This window comes from Actinophytocola oryzae, assembly GCF_004364325.1.
In the GTDB taxonomy this organism is placed as follows: domain Bacteria; phylum Actinomycetota; class Actinomycetes; order Mycobacteriales; family Pseudonocardiaceae; genus Actinophytocola; species Actinophytocola oryzae.
In genome coordinates, this window is sequence record NZ_SOCP01000002.1 from 388,156 (window position 1) to 403,324 (window position 15,169).

Annotated in this window: 12 protein-coding genes; 6 read left to right on the top strand and 6 right to left on the bottom strand. The window is 70.8% G+C overall.

Features of this window, described 5'->3' with window-relative positions; translation table 11 throughout:
* Nucleotides 1-64 precede the first annotated feature (64 nt).
* Entirely contained in the window at nucleotides 65-1,672 is a 1,608-nt protein-coding gene (locus CLV71_RS05475; protein WP_166663944.1) for an ABC transporter substrate-binding protein, read from the top strand.
* Nucleotides 1,673-2,134: 462 nt separating this feature from the next.
* On the opposite strand, the gene CLV71_RS05480 is transcribed toward CLV71_RS05475, so the two are convergent.
* Nucleotides 2,135-2,863, bottom strand: coding sequence for a TetR/AcrR family transcriptional regulator (locus tag CLV71_RS05480; RefSeq protein WP_166663945.1), 729 nt, complete (start codon nucleotides 2,861-2,863; stop codon nucleotides 2,135-2,137).
* A 138-nt stretch (nucleotides 2,864-3,001) separates the two neighbouring features.
* Here CLV71_RS05480 and CLV71_RS05485 point away from each other — a divergent pair, with 138 nt between their 5' ends.
* Nucleotides 3,002-4,618 carry an AMP-binding protein gene (locus tag CLV71_RS05485; RefSeq protein WP_133901494.1) on the top strand — a complete coding sequence of 539 codons (1,617 nt, stop codon included), beginning with the start codon at nucleotides 3,002-3,004 and terminating at the stop codon, nucleotides 4,616-4,618.
* Here CLV71_RS05485 and CLV71_RS05490 read toward each other — a convergent pair.
* From CLV71_RS05490 to CLV71_RS05500, 3 genes are read right to left on the bottom strand one after another with little or no spacing between them, the layout of a single operon-like run.
* A complete protein-coding gene (locus tag CLV71_RS05490) occupies nucleotides 4,584-5,318 on the bottom strand; it encodes a nuclear transport factor 2 family protein (RefSeq protein ID WP_133901495.1) in 735 nt (244 codons plus the stop codon). The two genes, CLV71_RS05485 and CLV71_RS05490, sit on opposite strands and share 35 nt — an antisense overlap.
* A 1-nt stretch (nucleotide 5,319) precedes the next feature.
* On the bottom strand, nucleotides 5,320-6,939 hold the full coding sequence (locus CLV71_RS05495) for an AMP-binding protein (protein ID WP_133901496.1): 1,620 nt from the start codon (nucleotides 6,937-6,939) through the stop codon (nucleotides 5,320-5,322).
* Nucleotides 6,940-6,951: 12 nt separating this feature from the next.
* Nucleotides 6,952-7,740, bottom strand: a complete 789-nt coding sequence (locus CLV71_RS05500) for an ester cyclase (RefSeq protein ID WP_166663946.1) — start codon at nucleotides 7,738-7,740, stop codon at nucleotides 6,952-6,954.
* 101 nt (nucleotides 7,741-7,841) lie between these two features.
* On the opposite strand from CLV71_RS05500, the gene CLV71_RS05505 reads away from it, so the two are divergent.
* Genes CLV71_RS05505 through CLV71_RS05520 form a run of 4 tightly spaced genes read left to right on the top strand, consistent with a single transcriptional unit; the run spans nucleotide 7,842 to nucleotide 10,982 of the window.
* Entirely contained in the window at nucleotides 7,842-9,005 is a 1,164-nt protein-coding gene (locus tag CLV71_RS05505; RefSeq protein ID WP_133901498.1) for an acyl-CoA dehydrogenase family protein, read from the top strand.
* The gene (locus CLV71_RS05510; RefSeq protein WP_133901499.1) at nucleotides 9,005-9,439 is read left to right on the top strand and encodes a hypothetical protein; all 435 of its coding nucleotides are present in this window, start codon (nucleotides 9,005-9,007) and stop codon (nucleotides 9,437-9,439) included. Before CLV71_RS05505 ends, CLV71_RS05510 begins: the two co-directional genes overlap by 1 nt.
* Nucleotides 9,436-9,852, top strand: coding sequence for a MaoC family dehydratase (locus tag CLV71_RS05515; protein WP_133901500.1), 417 nt, complete (start codon nucleotides 9,436-9,438; stop codon nucleotides 9,850-9,852). The genes CLV71_RS05510 and CLV71_RS05515 overlap by 4 nt, the downstream gene beginning before the upstream one ends.
* Complete coding sequence (locus CLV71_RS05520; RefSeq protein WP_133901501.1) at nucleotides 9,837-10,982, top strand: thiolase family protein; 1,146 nt, start codon at nucleotides 9,837-9,839, stop codon at nucleotides 10,980-10,982. The genes CLV71_RS05515 and CLV71_RS05520 overlap by 16 nt, the downstream gene beginning before the upstream one ends.
* Nucleotides 10,983-11,110: 128 nt before the next feature.
* Here CLV71_RS05520 and CLV71_RS05525 read toward each other — a convergent pair whose 3' ends face one another.
* Together CLV71_RS05525 and CLV71_RS05530 are read right to left on the bottom strand one after the other, a co-directional pair.
* Nucleotides 11,111-11,323, bottom strand: coding sequence for a peptidoglycan-binding domain-containing protein (locus tag CLV71_RS05525; RefSeq protein ID WP_133901502.1), 213 nt, complete (start codon nucleotides 11,321-11,323; stop codon nucleotides 11,111-11,113).
* Between the two features lie 404 nt (nucleotides 11,324-11,727).
* Nucleotides 11,728-15,132: an NACHT domain-containing protein gene (locus CLV71_RS05530; protein ID WP_133901503.1), complete on the bottom strand. Its 3,405-nt coding sequence runs from the start codon at nucleotides 15,130-15,132 to the stop codon at nucleotides 11,728-11,730.
* Nucleotides 15,133-15,169 lie beyond the last annotated feature (37 nt).

A 15,169-nucleotide genomic window follows, 5' to 3' on the forward strand; every position in this document is an offset into this window, starting at 1 on the left:
CACCCAGGTTTTGTTCGTGAAGGGAAGCCACATGAAACGAGTCAGAGGTCGCACGATCAGATCGGTGGCTGCCCTGGTCGCCGTCGTCGTCGTGGCCGCAGCGTGCAGCAGCCAACCGACCACGCCCGCCAACGAGAGCGCCGGGCGCACCGTGAAGGCCGACATCGCCGCCAAGGGCGGCTCGGTCACCATCCGGCTCAACCAGGACTGGCGCGACTTCAGCGTGCAGACCACCGGTGAGGGCAACACGCAGGCGCTGTTGCAGAACGCCTACGCGACGCTGCTCGCCCAGGACGCGTCCGGCAAGCTCATCCCGTACCTGGCGGAGTCGTACAAGGCCACCGCGGACACCATCACCTTCAAGCTCAAGAAGGACATCACCTGCTCCGACGGCACCCCGGTCACCCCTGAGGTGGTCCGCGCGTCGCTGCAGAACATGGTCACCGTGAAGTCGGCGTACAACACGGTGAACTGGGGCAAGGGCCCGTACACGATCACGGCGGACGACAAGGACGGCACGGTCACCTTCAAGACCGCCACTCCCTACGGCCCGCTGGCCTACGGTTTCTCGAACGCCTTCCCGGCCAGCATGACCGGCATCGTGTGCCCGGCGGGCCTGAAGCCGGGTGCGGACCTGACGACCCAGATGTACGGGGCCGGCCCCTACACGCTGGTCGACGCCGTGCACGGCGACCACGTGACCTTCAAGCTGCGGTCGGACTTCAAGGGCGGCCCCGAGGGGACCACGTCCCAGACGGCGGGCCTGCCGGAGCAGGTCACGTACAAGATCGTGCCGACCGACGCCACCGCGGTGCAGCTGCTCAAGACCGGCGGCCTGGACGTGGCTTCCATCGGTGGCACGCAGGTGGCCCAGCTCCTGAACGACCAGACGCTGTCCTACACCCGTTCGACGGGGTTCTTCGTGTTCCCGCTCGCGTTCAACCAGGCGCCCGGCAAGCCCACGGCGGACAAGGCGCTGCGGCAGGCACTGATCACCGCGATCGACCCGAAGGCGTTCGCACAGGCGGTGTGGCAGGGGAGGGCGGTGACGAGCCCCACGATCGCCACCCCCGACGTCGAGTGCTACGACGCCGACGTGGCGAAGCTGGCGCCGAAACCGAGCGTCGACGCGGCCAAGAAGGTGCTCGCGGACGCCGGCTACACCCTGGACAACGGCAAGCTGACCAAGAACGGCGCGCCGGTGACCATCCACCTGATGACCGACAACACGCTCAACCCGGGTCCGGAGTACATCGCGGACCAGTGGCAGCAGCTCGGGGTGACGGTGAACGCGGACAACCTGCCCTACCAGCAGTACGTGACCAAGCTGCTGGCCAGTGACATGGACGTGTCCTTCGTGGAGTCGAACAGCCCCGGTCCGATCTTCGGCCCGATGAGCCAGCGCGTGACCGGCCCGGTCCCGCCGAAGGGCGGCACCAACTACGCGGGCACCTACGACGACACGCTGAACTCCATCCAGGCCAAGGCGATCGCCCAGAGCGGCAAGGCGTCGTGCGCGGACTGGACGGACTTCCAGGAGCAGCTGTGGAAGAACTGGTCCATGCTGCCGCTCGGGTCGCCGTACCAGTACATGTTCGCCAAGGGCTTCGACATCACCAGGGCCCGGGGCAGCAACGCCTACCCGATCAACATCCGCAAGCTGGCCGGCTGAGAGCCGTTCGCGGCCTCGGGCTTGCACTGAAGGACTCCTTCCTAACGCTGGACGTCAGGAAGGAGTCCTTCAGTGCAAGGCTCACCTCGGGCCCATTCCGCGGGCCTACCTGCGCGGCCATCGGCCGGCCGGAGAAGTCCGCACTGGCCGCCGACGAGGACCAACCGCACTGAAGGACGCCTTCGTAACGCCGGGCGTACTGAAGGACGCCTTCGTAACGCCGGGCGTACTGAAGGACGCCTTCGTAACGCCGGGCGTGCGTGAGGTCGGGCGTACTGAAGGACGCCTTCGTAACGCTGGGCGTACTGAAGGGAGCCTTCATTGCGTCGGGTCAGGCCCGCCGGACTCCACTCTGCTTCGGTGTCACCCTGGCGCCGTGCACGGTCTCGTACGTCCGCGCGTCCGGGCTGCTCGGCGAGTGCGGTCGCGAGGCTGTCCCTCGAGAGGAACCCCGACCGGTCTTCAGGTCCGGCCCCAGCCGTTCTCGATCTTCTCGCGCAGCTTGTCGGCGCCGCCGTGTGCCTCGATCGCCGCCTGCGACGCCACGCCGAGGCACAGCATCGCGGCCATGTCCCGGCCGAGCCGGGCCGCCGAGACGCGCCCCGTGGACCGGAACCAGCGATGCACCGAGTTGAGCATCTCGACGATGGCCATGCTGGTCATCCGCACGTCCAGGTCAGCCGAGATCGTGCCGTCCTGCTGCCCGTCGGCCAGCAACGCGCCCACCATCGCCCGGTAGCGCTCGCCCTCCGGCTCGATCTCCGCGCGCCGTTCCGCCGACAGTGCCCGGTACTCCCGGAAGAACACCACCGACTTCGTCCGGTTGGCCGTGAAGAACTCGACCTGCCTCAGGATCAGGTTCGCGAGGCGGTGCAGGCCGTCGGTCTCCATGGCGAGCACCGGTTCGATCGCGCGGACCGCCCCGGTGTGCGTCTCCCGGATGATCTCGTACAGGAAGTCTTCCTTGGACGTCACGTAGTAGTACAGCGATCCCTTGAGGATGCCGACCTTGTCCGCGATCTCCTGGGTCGACGAGGCGTCGTACCCCTTCTCCAGGAAGACTTCGGCAGCCGCGTCGAGGATCTCCCTGCGGCGTGCCTCCTTGCCTCGCCGCACTGGCGGCGCGGTCTCGGTGTCCGAGGTGCCGGATCCGCGCTCGGCACTGGCCGTACCTGTGCTGCGTCGGGCCATGTTTGGTATCCCTCTGTGGTTAGTGCGATACATCAGGGTACGGGTGCCCGCCGCCGGTGGACAGGCTTTCGTAGACCCCATAGCATAACTAACGGTTGTTTGATTTTCGCACCTCCTCCCCTGGAGTGGACGCAGATCATGTACACGTCTTCCCAGATCTCCCAGGACACCTCGGCTGACCTGGTCGAACTGTCCGTCGGCGCACTGCTGGCCGAGGCGGCCGAGCGTGACCCGGACCACCTGGCCCTGGTCGCGGGCGCCGACACCGGCGAGCGGCGCGAGTGGACCTACGCCCAGCTCCACGCCGACGCGCGCAGGCTCGCCCTCGCGCTGCTCGCCCGCTTCCGCGTCGGCGAGCACGTGGCGATCTGGATGCCCAACCGTGCCGAGTGGGTGCTGTTCGAGCTGGCGGCGGGCCTGGCCGGGCTGGTCATGGTCACGGTCAACCCGGCGTTCCGCGCGGCCGAGGTCCGGCACGTGCTGGGCCAGTCCCGCGCGGTCGGCCTGTTCCTGGTGCCGGAGTACCGCGGCGCCGACCAGGTGGCGACCCTGGCCGAGATCCGCGCCGACCTGCCGCACCTGCGCGAGGTCGTCCTGGCCGACGACCTCGACCGCTTCACCGCCTACGCGCCCGAACGCGAGCTGCCGACGGTACCCGCCGACGCCCCGGCGCAGATCCAGTACACCTCCGGCACCACGGGCTTCCCCAAGGGCGCCGTGCTGCGCCACCGCGGCGTGGTCAACAACGCGCGGCTGATGGGCGAGCGGCTCGCCATGAGCGCGGAGGACCGCTCGCTGAACTTCATGCCCATGTTCCACACCGGCGGCTGCGTGTGCGGCACGCTCATCCCGATCGCGTTCGGCGCGGTGCACGTGATCCTGCCCGGCTTCGAGGCGGCGACCGTGCTGGCTGTGATCGAGTCCGAGCGGATCACGCAGATGGGCTGCGTCACCACGATGTTCACCATGCTGCTCGAGCACCCCGAGCGTGCCGAGCGGGACACCTCCAGCCTGCGCGCCGGGTGGACCGGGGGCGCGCCGGTGCCGGCCGCGCTGGTCCGCCGGGTCGAGCGGGAGTTCGGCATGCGGCTGACGATCGTGTTCGGGCAGACCGAGAGCGGCCCCACCATCACCCAGACCAGGCTGGACGACTCGCCGACCGACAAGGCCGAGACGGTCGGCTCGGTGCTGCCGAGGACCGAGGTCAAGATCGTCGACCCGGACACCGGCGAGACCCTGCCGGTCGGGCAGGCAGGCGAGCTGTGCTGTCGCGGCTACCTCGTCATGGCCGGCTACTTCGAACTGCCGGAGCAGACCGCGGCGGCCATCGACGCCGACGGCTGGCTGCACACCGGCGACCTGTGCTCGATGGACGAGCGCGGCTACGTCTCGGTCACCGGCCGGCTGAAGGACATGATCATCCGCGGCGGCGAGAACATCTACCCCCGGGAGATCGAGAACGCGCTCATCGGCCACCCACGGGTGCTGGACGCCGCCGTGGTGGGCGTGCCGGACCCGGTGTTCGGCGAACAGCCCGCCGCGTTCGTGCGCGTCGCGGTGGGGGACGAGGGCCTGACCGACGAGGAGCTGACCGGTTTCCTGCGCGAGCGGCTGGCCAGGCACAAGGTGCCCAGGGTGTGGCGGTTCGTCACCGAGCTGCCCCTCACCCCGTCCGGCAAGATCCGCAAGTACGTACTGCGCGACCGGCTTGCCACCGAACTCAGCGACGCGTCCACCCCGACAGCCGGTCGGTGACGCACCGCACCGACGCCACCGCGCCGCCCACCACCTCGGCGATGCCCGCGACGTAGCGGGTGGTCGCGGCACCGTCGAGGCGGATGTGGAACGCCACCCGCGAGCCCGCCGAGAACAGGTCGAGCACGGTCACCGTGCCATCACGCGGCACCATGCGGTCCTGCGGCGCGACATGCTCGTCGTCGAGGCTCCCGGCAGGCAGCGACGCCACGCCCGCACCCTCCAGCCACGCCCGCACGGCGTACTCCGCCTCCCGGTCCGCCGCGGCGGGCTCGACCGACCACGGGTCCACCGCGGGCGACGCCACGACCTGACAGGCCCGCGTCTCGAGCTGCCTGCGCCTGCTGGCGTAGTCCTGCTCGACCCCGCAGTGCGTCAGCCGGGCGCCGTCCCACCGGTACAGGCTCACCCCGCTCCAGGCGGCGGCCGTCCCGGTGCGGGTCGAACGGCCGTGCTCGGTGAACCGCAGCGCGGCCCGGTCCTCGCCGAGCACCAGGTCGTGGACCGTGAACCCGAGTGCCGGGAACTGCCGCAGCTGCTTGCGTACGGCGGCCAGGTACTCCGTGTCGCGGCCGTGCAGGGTCACCGGGCCCATCGTCAGCTCGTAGTCGTCGACCATCAGCTCCCGGCACCGCGTCACGTCGCCGGACGCGGTGTAGGCGTAGGCGTAGCGCCTCAGCAACGCCGCCAGCGGGTGCACGTCAACGCGCCGACGTCAGCCGGGGCGCCTCGGTGATGCCGCTCGCCGCCAGCTCCGCGGCGATCCGGTCGCGCAGCACGAACTTCTGGATCTTCGTGCCGGACATCGGCCACTCCGTCACGAACCGCACGTAACGCGGCACCTTGTAGGTCGCGATCGAGCCGAGGCAGTAGTCGACGACGTCCTGTTCGGTGAGCGTCGCGCCGGGGGAGAGCTGGATGAACGCGGTGGGCACCTCGCCGTAACGCTCGTCCGGGGCGGGCACGACCTGCACGATGCCGACCCCGGGGTGGCGGGCCAGGTAGTCCTCCACCTCGATGGCGGCCACGTTCTCGCCGCCCACCTTGAGCATGTCCTTGATCCGCCCGCCGTAGACCAGGTTGCCTTGCGCATCGGTCATGGCTCGGTCACCGGTGTGCACCCAGTGCTGCGCGTCGATCGTCAGAGCCGTCTGCTCGGGGTCCTTGTAGTAGCCGTCGAACGCCGAGTACCCGCGGAAGCACAGCTCGCCCATCACGCCCTCGCCGAGGTCGGCGCCGGTCTCCGGGTCCACGATCCTGATCTCCATGCCCTCCACCGGCCGCCCCAGCGTGCGCATCCGCACCTCGTAGGGGTCGCTGGCCAGCGGCAGGGTCAGGTTGGTCGCGCACTCGGTCGAGCCGTACGAGGACACCTGACGTGCCCACGGCATCCGCGCCTCGAACTGCGCGAGCCGCTCCGGCGTGCAGATGTTCTGCAGCAGCCGCACCGCGGACAGGTCCGTGCTCGCGAAGTCCGGGTGGTCCAGCACGGCGAGCCAGATCGTCTCGAACGCCGGGTAGAGCACCGTGCAGTGCTCCTCGGCGATCATCTTCAGGGCGCCTGCCGGCTCGAAGTGCCCGGCGTGGCAGTAGGTCGCGCCCGCGCTGAAGCAACCGAGCATCGGCACGATGCCGCCGCAGTGGAACAACGGCAGCGGGTCCCAGAACGCGTCGGTCTCGGTCAGCTCGAACCTCGTGTGTGCGACCATCGTCGCCTGCCGCACCAGCGCCTCGTGGGTCAGCAGACAGCCCTTCGGGCGGGCCGTGGTGCCCGAGGTGTACATCAGCAGTGCCGTGTCCCGCACCCGGACCCGTGCCTGCAGCCGCTTGACCTCGGCGACGTCCACGCTCTCGGCGGCCGCCTCGAAGTCGGCGCGGGACAGGAACCCCGGCGTGTCACCGGTGAGCCCCACGACGGTGCGTGGCCCGCGATCGCCGAGTTCGGCCAGCACGTCGCCGACCAGCGCGGCGTAGTCCGTGCCGTGGGGGTCGGCGGCGACGAGCAGCACGGTCGCGTCGGAGTGCTCGACGACGTGGCCGCACTCGTGGACCTTGAACCGCCCGTTGATCGGCACCGCGACCGCGCCCAGCTTGACGATGCCGAGCAGCGCGCACACGTAGTCGACCGAGTTGGGCATGAGGATGGCGACCTTGTCGCCTGCCCGCACGCCCAACCCCACGAGCGCGGCGGCGAACCGGTCGGACGCCGAGGACAGCTCCGGGTAGGTCAGCCGCGCCTCCGGCATCACCAGGGCGTCGCGCGTCGAGGTCTCGGCCCGCGCGTCCAGCAGGTCACCGATCGTCGTTACCTGGATCCACACTGATCGCTCCTTCTACTCGCCGGCCGCCCGTCGCAGCTGGCGCTGCACCGCGACCCGGTTGGTCACCACCCAGCCATCGCCCACCGCGTCGGCCACGACCGACACGAAACCCCCGACGTCCATCCGCACGGCCAGGCCAGGGTCGGGGTACTCGGGCAGGCCGCCCGCGTAGGCCCCGGTGACCGTCGCGTGGAACGCCGCCCGACCGCCTTCGCCGACCACCACGTTCGCGGTGACCCGCGGTGCCGTGAGGCGGACCGCCACGTCGCCGTACGGACCGGGGTCGGGGCGCAGGTTCGGGGGCGGCCACTGCGTCACCTCACCGAGCCAGCTCCTGGTCGCGGCGACCGACGCGTCGTCGGCCTTGCCCTCGTGCCCGGAGAACGGCGCCAGCGCGGGCCTCGGCATCGGGGCGGGCGCCCCCTCGGCGAGCTGGCGGCGCCGCGAGTAGTGGTCCTGCTCGACCCAGCACTCGGCCAGCCGCTCGCCGTCGAACCGGTAGATGCTCACCCCCGGCCAGGCCGCGCGGCCCCGGTCGGTGTGCGTGCCGTGCTCGCTGAAGTGCAGCGCGGCGTACTCGCCGTCGGTGATCAGCTCGTGGATCTCGAAGCCGAGGTCGGGGAACTGCTCCATCTGGTGGCGCACCGCGGGGATGTAGGCGTCGTCGCGGCCGGTCAGCACCGTGTCGCCCATGTGGAGGCCGTAGTCCACGGTCATCAGCTCGCGACACACCGTGAAGTCGTGGGAGTTCACGAAGCCGAAGGCGTAGCGCCGGAGTGCGACGGCGATTGGCAGCGTCACGATGGTCCCGCCAAACTCTGTTTGCCAACCAAACGTTCGGCAGATTACCGTGGCCAGGGAGAGAGCACAACCGCAGGTCACGGACGGAACGAGGGTTGGGCGTGGACTTCGAGCTGAGCCAGCAGCAGCAGCTGTTCGGCAAGACCGTGCGCGACTGGGTGGAGCGCGAGGCACCCAAGTCGTGGGCCCGCGAGCTGGAACGCGACGAGACCGCCTTCCCGCACGCGCTGTGGCGGAAGATCTCCGAGGCGGGCTTCCACGGCGTCGGCATCGCGGAGGAGTACGGCGGCCAGGGTGGTGACGTGCTGGACCAGGTGCTGCTCGCGCGTGGCCTCGCCCGCTCGCTCGGCGGCCTCACCTGGGTGTGGGGCATCACGTCGTTCGCGGGCAGCAAGTCCGTCGGCGTCTACGGCACGTCGGAGCAGAAGCGCCAACACCTGCCCGCCATCGCCGAGGGCAGGGAGAAGTGGGCGATCGGGTTCACCGAGCCCGGCGGCGGCACCGACGTGCTCGGCGCGCTGCGCACCAGGGGCCGCAAGGTCGACGGCGGCTGGGTGATCAACGGGCAGAAGACGTGGAGCTCGATGTCCCACGTCGCCGACTACATCCTGCTGCTCGCTCGCACCCAGGACTACGTCGAGAAGCGCCACCAGGGCGTGTCGCTGTTCATCCTGCCGACGGACGCGGCCGGGGTGACCACCCGCGAGATCCCCAAGCTCGGCATGCGTGCGCTCGGCTCGTGTGACGTGTTCCTCGACGACGTGTTCGTGCCGGACGAGAACGTGCTCGGCGAGCCGGGCCGGGCCTGGCACCAGCTGCTGCCGACGCTGAACAACGAGCGCATCGTGCTGTCCGCGCTGTGCCTCGGGATCATGGACGGCGTCCTGGAGGACGCGGTGCGCTACGCGGGGGAGCGGACCGCGTTCGGCGGCCCGATCGGGCGGTTCCAGGCCGTGCAGCACTACCTCGCCGACATCGCCATGTGGCGCGACCAGGCCGAGCTGATGGTCTACCGCGCGGCCTGGCTCCAGTCGCTCGGCCGCCCGTGCGGCCAGGAGGCGAACATGGCCAAGGTCGTCGCGTCCGAGCTGGTCGGCAAGGCCGCCGACCTCGGGCTGCAGATCCTCGGCGGCATGGGTTACTCCGCGGAGACCGACATGCAGCGCTACTGGCGTGACGCGCGGCTGTTCCGCATCGGCCCGGTCACCAACGAGATGGCCCGCAACGGGATCGCGGAGGCCCTGGGCATGCCCCGGTCGTACTGATGCTGTCCGCCGCCGCACTGGCCGAGTTACCCGGCACCACCATCCCGGGTGGCCGCTGGAGCCTGCGCCCGCACGAGAACTGGCTCGCCGCGGACGCCCTCTACGCGACCCCGTCCGGGACCCCGCACCCGGTGCTGGCGTTCGTCGGGGCGCAGCGCGGGCTCGGGGTCTCGGTGGCCGGGTTGTTCGCCCTGTTCGGCACGGCGATGGCGGAGGGCCCGCTGCTCACCGACTGCGAGCTGGACCTCCCGGGCGAGCTGCGGGTCGGCGTCGAGTACGCGGTCAGCGGTGAGGTGCTGGCCGCCGAACGCAAGACCGGTCGCAGGCTCGGCACCTTCGACCTGGTCACCGCCCGGTTCTCGATCACGGTCGCGGACACCGGCGAGCTGGTCGCCGCGGTGACCAACACCTACGCGCTGCGGCGGCAGGCATGACGGACCTTCCCGAGTGGACACTGGCCGAGGGGGCCGACCCCGGCCGCATCAAGGTGCTCGCGTTGCTGCTCGACGACCCCAACCCGCTGCACTACGACCCGGCGGCGGCCCGCTCCGCCGGGTACACCGGCCTGCTGAACCAGGGCCCGGCCAACCTGGCCATGCTCGCCAACCTGCTGTTGGCCGCGTTCCCCGGCGGCCGGGTGCGCAGGCTCTCGGCCCGCTTCGGCGGCGCCGTCGTGGCCGGGGCCCCGCTTCGCGCCACCGGCCGGATCACGGCCGTCGACGACCAGGACGGCGCGCGCCTGGTCACCTGCGAGGTCCGGCTCGAGTCGGCCGGAACCGCCGTGCTGACCGGCGAAGGCGTCGTTGTCTGTAAACCAGTTGAGGAGAACTCATGCGTGACGCGGTGATCGTCGAGGCCGTCCGGACCCCGGTCGGCAAGCGCAAGGGCGGCCTGTCCGGGATCCACCCGGTGCACCTGTCGGCCGACGTGCTGACGGCGTTGGTCGAGCGGACCGGGATCGACCCGGGCCAGGTGGACGACGTGGTGTGGGGCTGCGTGTCGCAGGCAGCCGAGCAGACGGGCGACATCGCCCGCACGGCCGTGCTCGCGGCGGGCTGGCCGGAGACGGTCACCGGCGTGACCATCGACCGACAGTGCGGTTCGTCGCAGCAGTCGGTGCACTTCGCGGCGGCCGGCCTGGTGAGCGGCCAGTACGACGTGGTGGTGGCGGGCGGTGTGGAGTCCATGTCGCGGGTGCCGATGTTCAGCCCGGCACAGGGCGCCGACCCCTACGGCGAACGGTTCCTCGCCCGGTACGACGGGGTCGTGCCCAACCAGGGCATCGGCGCCGAGATGATCGCGGCGCGGTGGGGCCTGTCCCGCACCCAGCTCGACGAGTACTCGCTGGCCAGCCACGAGAAGGCGGCCGCGGCCCAGGACGACGGCCGCTTCGACGCCCAGCTCGTGCCGGTCACCGATCCCGACGGAACCACCGTGTCGGCCGACGAGGGCGTGCGCCGAGGTGGCTCGGTGACCGCGATGGCGTCGTTACGCACGGCGTTCCAGGAGGACGGCGTGATCACCGCGGGCAACTCGTCGCAGATCTCGGATGGCGCGGCCGCGTTGCTGATGACCACGTCCGAGAAGGCGGCGGAGCTGGGCCTCACGCCGATCGCCCGGGTGCACACCGCGGTCCTGGCGGGAGACGACCCGATGCTCGTCCTGACCGCCCCCATCCCGGCCACCCGCAAGGTGCTGGACCGCAGCGGTCTGCGCCTGGACGAGATCGGCGCGTTCGAGGTCAACGAGGCGTTCGCACCCGTGCCCCTTGCGTGGCTCAACGACATCGGCGCCGACCCCAAGGCCCTCAACCCCAACGGCGGAGCCATCGCGCTGGGCCACCCGCTTGGCGCCTCGGGTGCCCGCCTGGCCACCACGCTCCTCCACCACATGCGGGACAACCAGCTCCGCTACGGCCTGCAGACCATGTGCGAAGGCGGCGGCCAGGCCAACGCCACCATCTACGAACTGCTCTGACTCGCCTCGGAAGCCGGGGAGGACGCGGTGCAGGTGTCCGACTCGGCTGCCCAGCCCACCGAAGCCGACCATCCGTCAGGGACGCGGGCGTCGGTGGGCTGTGGCTTCGACGAGCGTGGTCGAGTAAGTCAGGCAAGCAGCCGGTAGCAGCCACCGGGTATCGGGTTCCAGGTTTCGAACGTGGGATATGCCGCGAAGAGGAACCCGCCCCTGCGGGTCTGCGGACCGTACCGCCCGTCGACCGCGACACCGAGCGAGGCCTGCACGCTTTTCAGTGCCTGTTCGGTCTTCGGACCGAACTCGCGGTCGTCGGCGATGTTCTGGCCCGCACAGTTGCGCATCGACGCCGGTGGGCAGGGTGATGGTGAGGGCGCCGGTGGGGACGAGGAGCTGGTTGCCGGTAGCGGGGGTGTGGATGCGGAGAACGCCGTCGGTGTAGTCGACGGTGGTTCGGGCGGCTGCTTTGAGGTCACTGTTCTTGGCGGGGTTGGCGGGCTGGACCCGCACGGTGGTCTCGGCGCGGTCGGTGGCGGTGAACTGGACGCTGCCTGCGGGGATGTCGAGGGTGGTGGTGATCGGGGCGGGGGTGTCGAAGATGTACATCGTGGTCTCCGGACCGTTCGGGTGTCCCCCTGTGTCTGGTGGGGACTTGGTGACAGGAGCAACGATGGCCTGTTGTTCTGACAGCGGACCGCCACCGGACTGACACCGGACTGACACCGGACTGACACCACCCCTGACACGGCTACGCGGTCGGCGGATCGTCCAGGCTCCAGAGCGTCGCGTCCAGCGAGAGTGTGCGTGGACTGTCGATGCTGACGAGGCTCGGGGCGGGCAGTCTCTGGTTGGGCGTCCGGTTGAAGGTCAGGTCGTGGATGTGGACCCCGTTGGCGAAGATGCGGGCGGTTCGGTCCCGCACGTGCGCGATCAGGTCGATGGTGCACCCGTAGCCGCCGTCGAGCTGTTCGAGGTAGCCGGTGCGGATCACCGGGTACGGCGCACTGGGCTCGGTGAACGAGTACTGGCCCGCGCACGACGCGGTGGCGTAGGCGATGCCGGGCAGGTACACACCGGCCTGCCCGCGTCCGTACAACACGAACCTCGTCTCGACCGCGTAGCCGCGGGCGAAGTCCAGCGGAACCGGGGACCCATCCCAGCTCGACAGGCCGCCGCCCCGGCCGACGGCCGTGATCGTCGAGACGGTCGTCCTGAACTCGCTGTACGCGGTCGTGTCCGGCGGCGGCCGTGTCGCACCCAGGACCATCACCGACAGCGTGACCACCGCGGCGGCGGCCACGGCGAGCGGTGTCGACACGCGGCGCGGACCACCGCCACGTGACGGTGGCGCTGCCACCGCGTCGCGGAGCCGTGCGTGCCGGAACTGGTGGCCGGAACCGGCCTGGTGCAGGACTCCCAGGTCCAGTGCGTCCCTGAGAAAGCGGTCCAGCCGCCACGGCAGTCGGCGGGTCGCCGCGAGCCGCGTCCTGGTCACGACGAAGCGGCCCCACGGTGACGAGCCGAGCACCAGCGTGCCTGCCATCACGAACGCGGTCACCCCGAACGTCGGGTTGGTGACGAGCCAGGTACCCACACCGGCCGCGGCTGCCACGAGGCCCGCCGCCGCGAGGGCGGAGTGGCATGCGGTGCGGAGCGTGGAGTGGTGGCCGAACCTGTCGTAGTTCCGCTCCACCCGGATCGCGACCGCAACCGCGAGGCCCAGCACGAGGCCCGCGGCCGCGTAGGTGCCGACCACGACGTCGGCGTCGCGGCGGATGTGCGCGCCCAGCGCCGTGTCCAGGGCGACCCCCATCAGAGCGCCCGTGCACGCGCCGATCGTCGCCCACACCGCGAAGGGGATGACGCGCTGGTGCCGCACCCGCTCGTCGGCATCGCCGTCGGCGCCGAGCTGCCGGATCCGTTCGAACAGGCCGGTCCGCAGGCCGAACGCGACACCGGCGAGCAACCCGAACACGAAACCCGCCTGCAGGCCGTCCGCGCCACCCGCGAAGACGGCGCTGATTCTGCTCCCACCCAGGTATCGGTACTGCTCCGGGAAGACGAGCCCACCGGCGAGACCGCCCGCGATGCCGCCCGCGAGGCCCAGCCGCACTCGCACGTGCAGGCTGACGAGCAGCGAGGTGAACACCTCGGCGCGCTCGGTGGACTCGTCGCGCCGTCCGCGCAGTGCGACGACCGCGTAAGCGGCGGCGAAGCCGGCCCCCACCGCCGCGCCACCGGCCGCCCCGTGCCCGCCCAGCAGGACCGCGCCCGCGGCGACACCGGCCAAGGCACCCACCCCGGCCGCCGCGAGCGGCACCATGACGTGCCCGCTTGGCACCCGTTCGGGGCTCTGCCGCCGCGCGATCACCCAGCCGCCAGGCCATCCTCGGCCCAGCTCGACGACCACCCCGGCGAGTACCCCGACCACCAGGCTGAACGCGACGGCCGTCCACAGCTGGTCGGCGAGGCCGAAGCCGAGCGCGGACCGCCACGCCTGCAGGGCGCCGATCGCGGCACCGCCCGGCAGTTCGTCGGCGTAGCCCACCTGCGCGCCCTGTGGGAAGCCACATGTCAGTGCCGCGACCAGCCAGGCGACCGGACCGGCGACGATCCCCGTGAGGAGACCCGTGCCCGCGGACCGGGCGTCCGAGCGCCTGGGGGCGGCGCCCGCGACGATGCCGAGCAACGCACCGAGCAACAGCGTGGCCGGTCCCGCGGAGAGGAATCGTGCGAAGAACGCGCCCGGCAGGCCGACCACGAGTCCGCCGGACATGCCGATCCCGAGTCCGTCGGCCACCGCGCGGTGAAACTGCCGCGAGTCGCCTGGCGAGGCGGGGACGCACAGCGCCCTGCGTTCGAGCAGCCACAGCAACGTGGCGAACCCGGCACCCGCCGCGAGTCCCCACCACCAGCCCGCCGGGAGCCCGACGAGACGCGATGCCACCGCGGCAACCACTCCCGCCGCCGCGCCGAGCACCACCGGCGGCACCCGGCCCCGTCCCGGTGCGAGCTCGGCAAGCCCGTGCCAGCCGAAGTCGTTTCTGCCGTGCTCGGTCAACCTGCGGGCGAGGAAGGCCAGCCACCGCCCGGCAGCCGGGGCCGGCCAGGGGCGCCTTCCGCTGTGATGTTTCTGGTCGTTCTCGTACATGGTCGGGATGAACGCCTTGAGCAGCAGCTCTTCCAGCTTCTCCGTGGTCGGGTGCGCGTCGCGGTCGCCGAGCTGCTCGACGACCGGACTGCCCGCACTGCCGCCCGGCGCCAGACCCACCTCGCGTGTCAGGAACAGCATCAACGGCTGCTCGAGAAGTGCGGCGAGCGGGCCTTTCCTGTCCTCCGCCGCGCGGCGGCGCAGCAGCGGCTCCCACACCTGCCGGTCACCCAGGTAGTCCATCCCCTTGCCCGGACGCACCGGCTCGAGGTTGATCCTCGGGACGGTGCCGAGTACCCGGCCCGATTCGCCGAGGTCCGGGAAACGGTCCTCGGTGCGGCAGGTGAGCACGAACGGTGTCTCGTCGGAGTAGTCGTCGAGCCACTTGTCGATCTTCGCCAAGGCCTTCGGGCGCTGCTCTTCCTTGAGTTCGTCCAGGCCGTCGAGGAGCACGAACACCCGGCGGTCGGTCACCAGCTCCCCGAGCACCGAGCGCGGGTACCTCCGCAGCAGCCGTGGGTGGTCCTGCGCCAGCTGTCCGGAGAGCCAGTCGGTGAACTCCTCGTCGTCAGGGCTCCACGACGCCAGCCGGAACAGGACCGGCACCCTGTCCGTGTCCTTTCTCGGTGACGTGAGAACCAGATGGACGATCAGGGCCGCCATTGTGGACTTGCCTGCGCCCGACAGACCCAGAACAACGGCTCTCGGCACCTGCCCGCAGGCAAGCTTCTCCTGGAACTCCTCGACGATCTCGCGTACAGGCCGCGCCCTGCCGCCGTTCGTTCTCGCCTCGACCACCATCGGGTTGCCGCGGACCGCGTGGGACAGGTGCAGTCGGCCGCCCGCCCGCTTCCGCTGTTCCTCCGCCAGATCCCGCAAGGCTTCCTCGACCCGACCGGTGCTACTGCCCCGTGACGTGTACAGCCCGTAGATGACGCCGAGTAACAGCAGCACCAGCCAGGCGGGGTGGTCGAGCGGCAACAGCCGTGCGGACCCGGTCACTACGCCGTTTGCGACACCGAGCGCGACAGGCACGAGC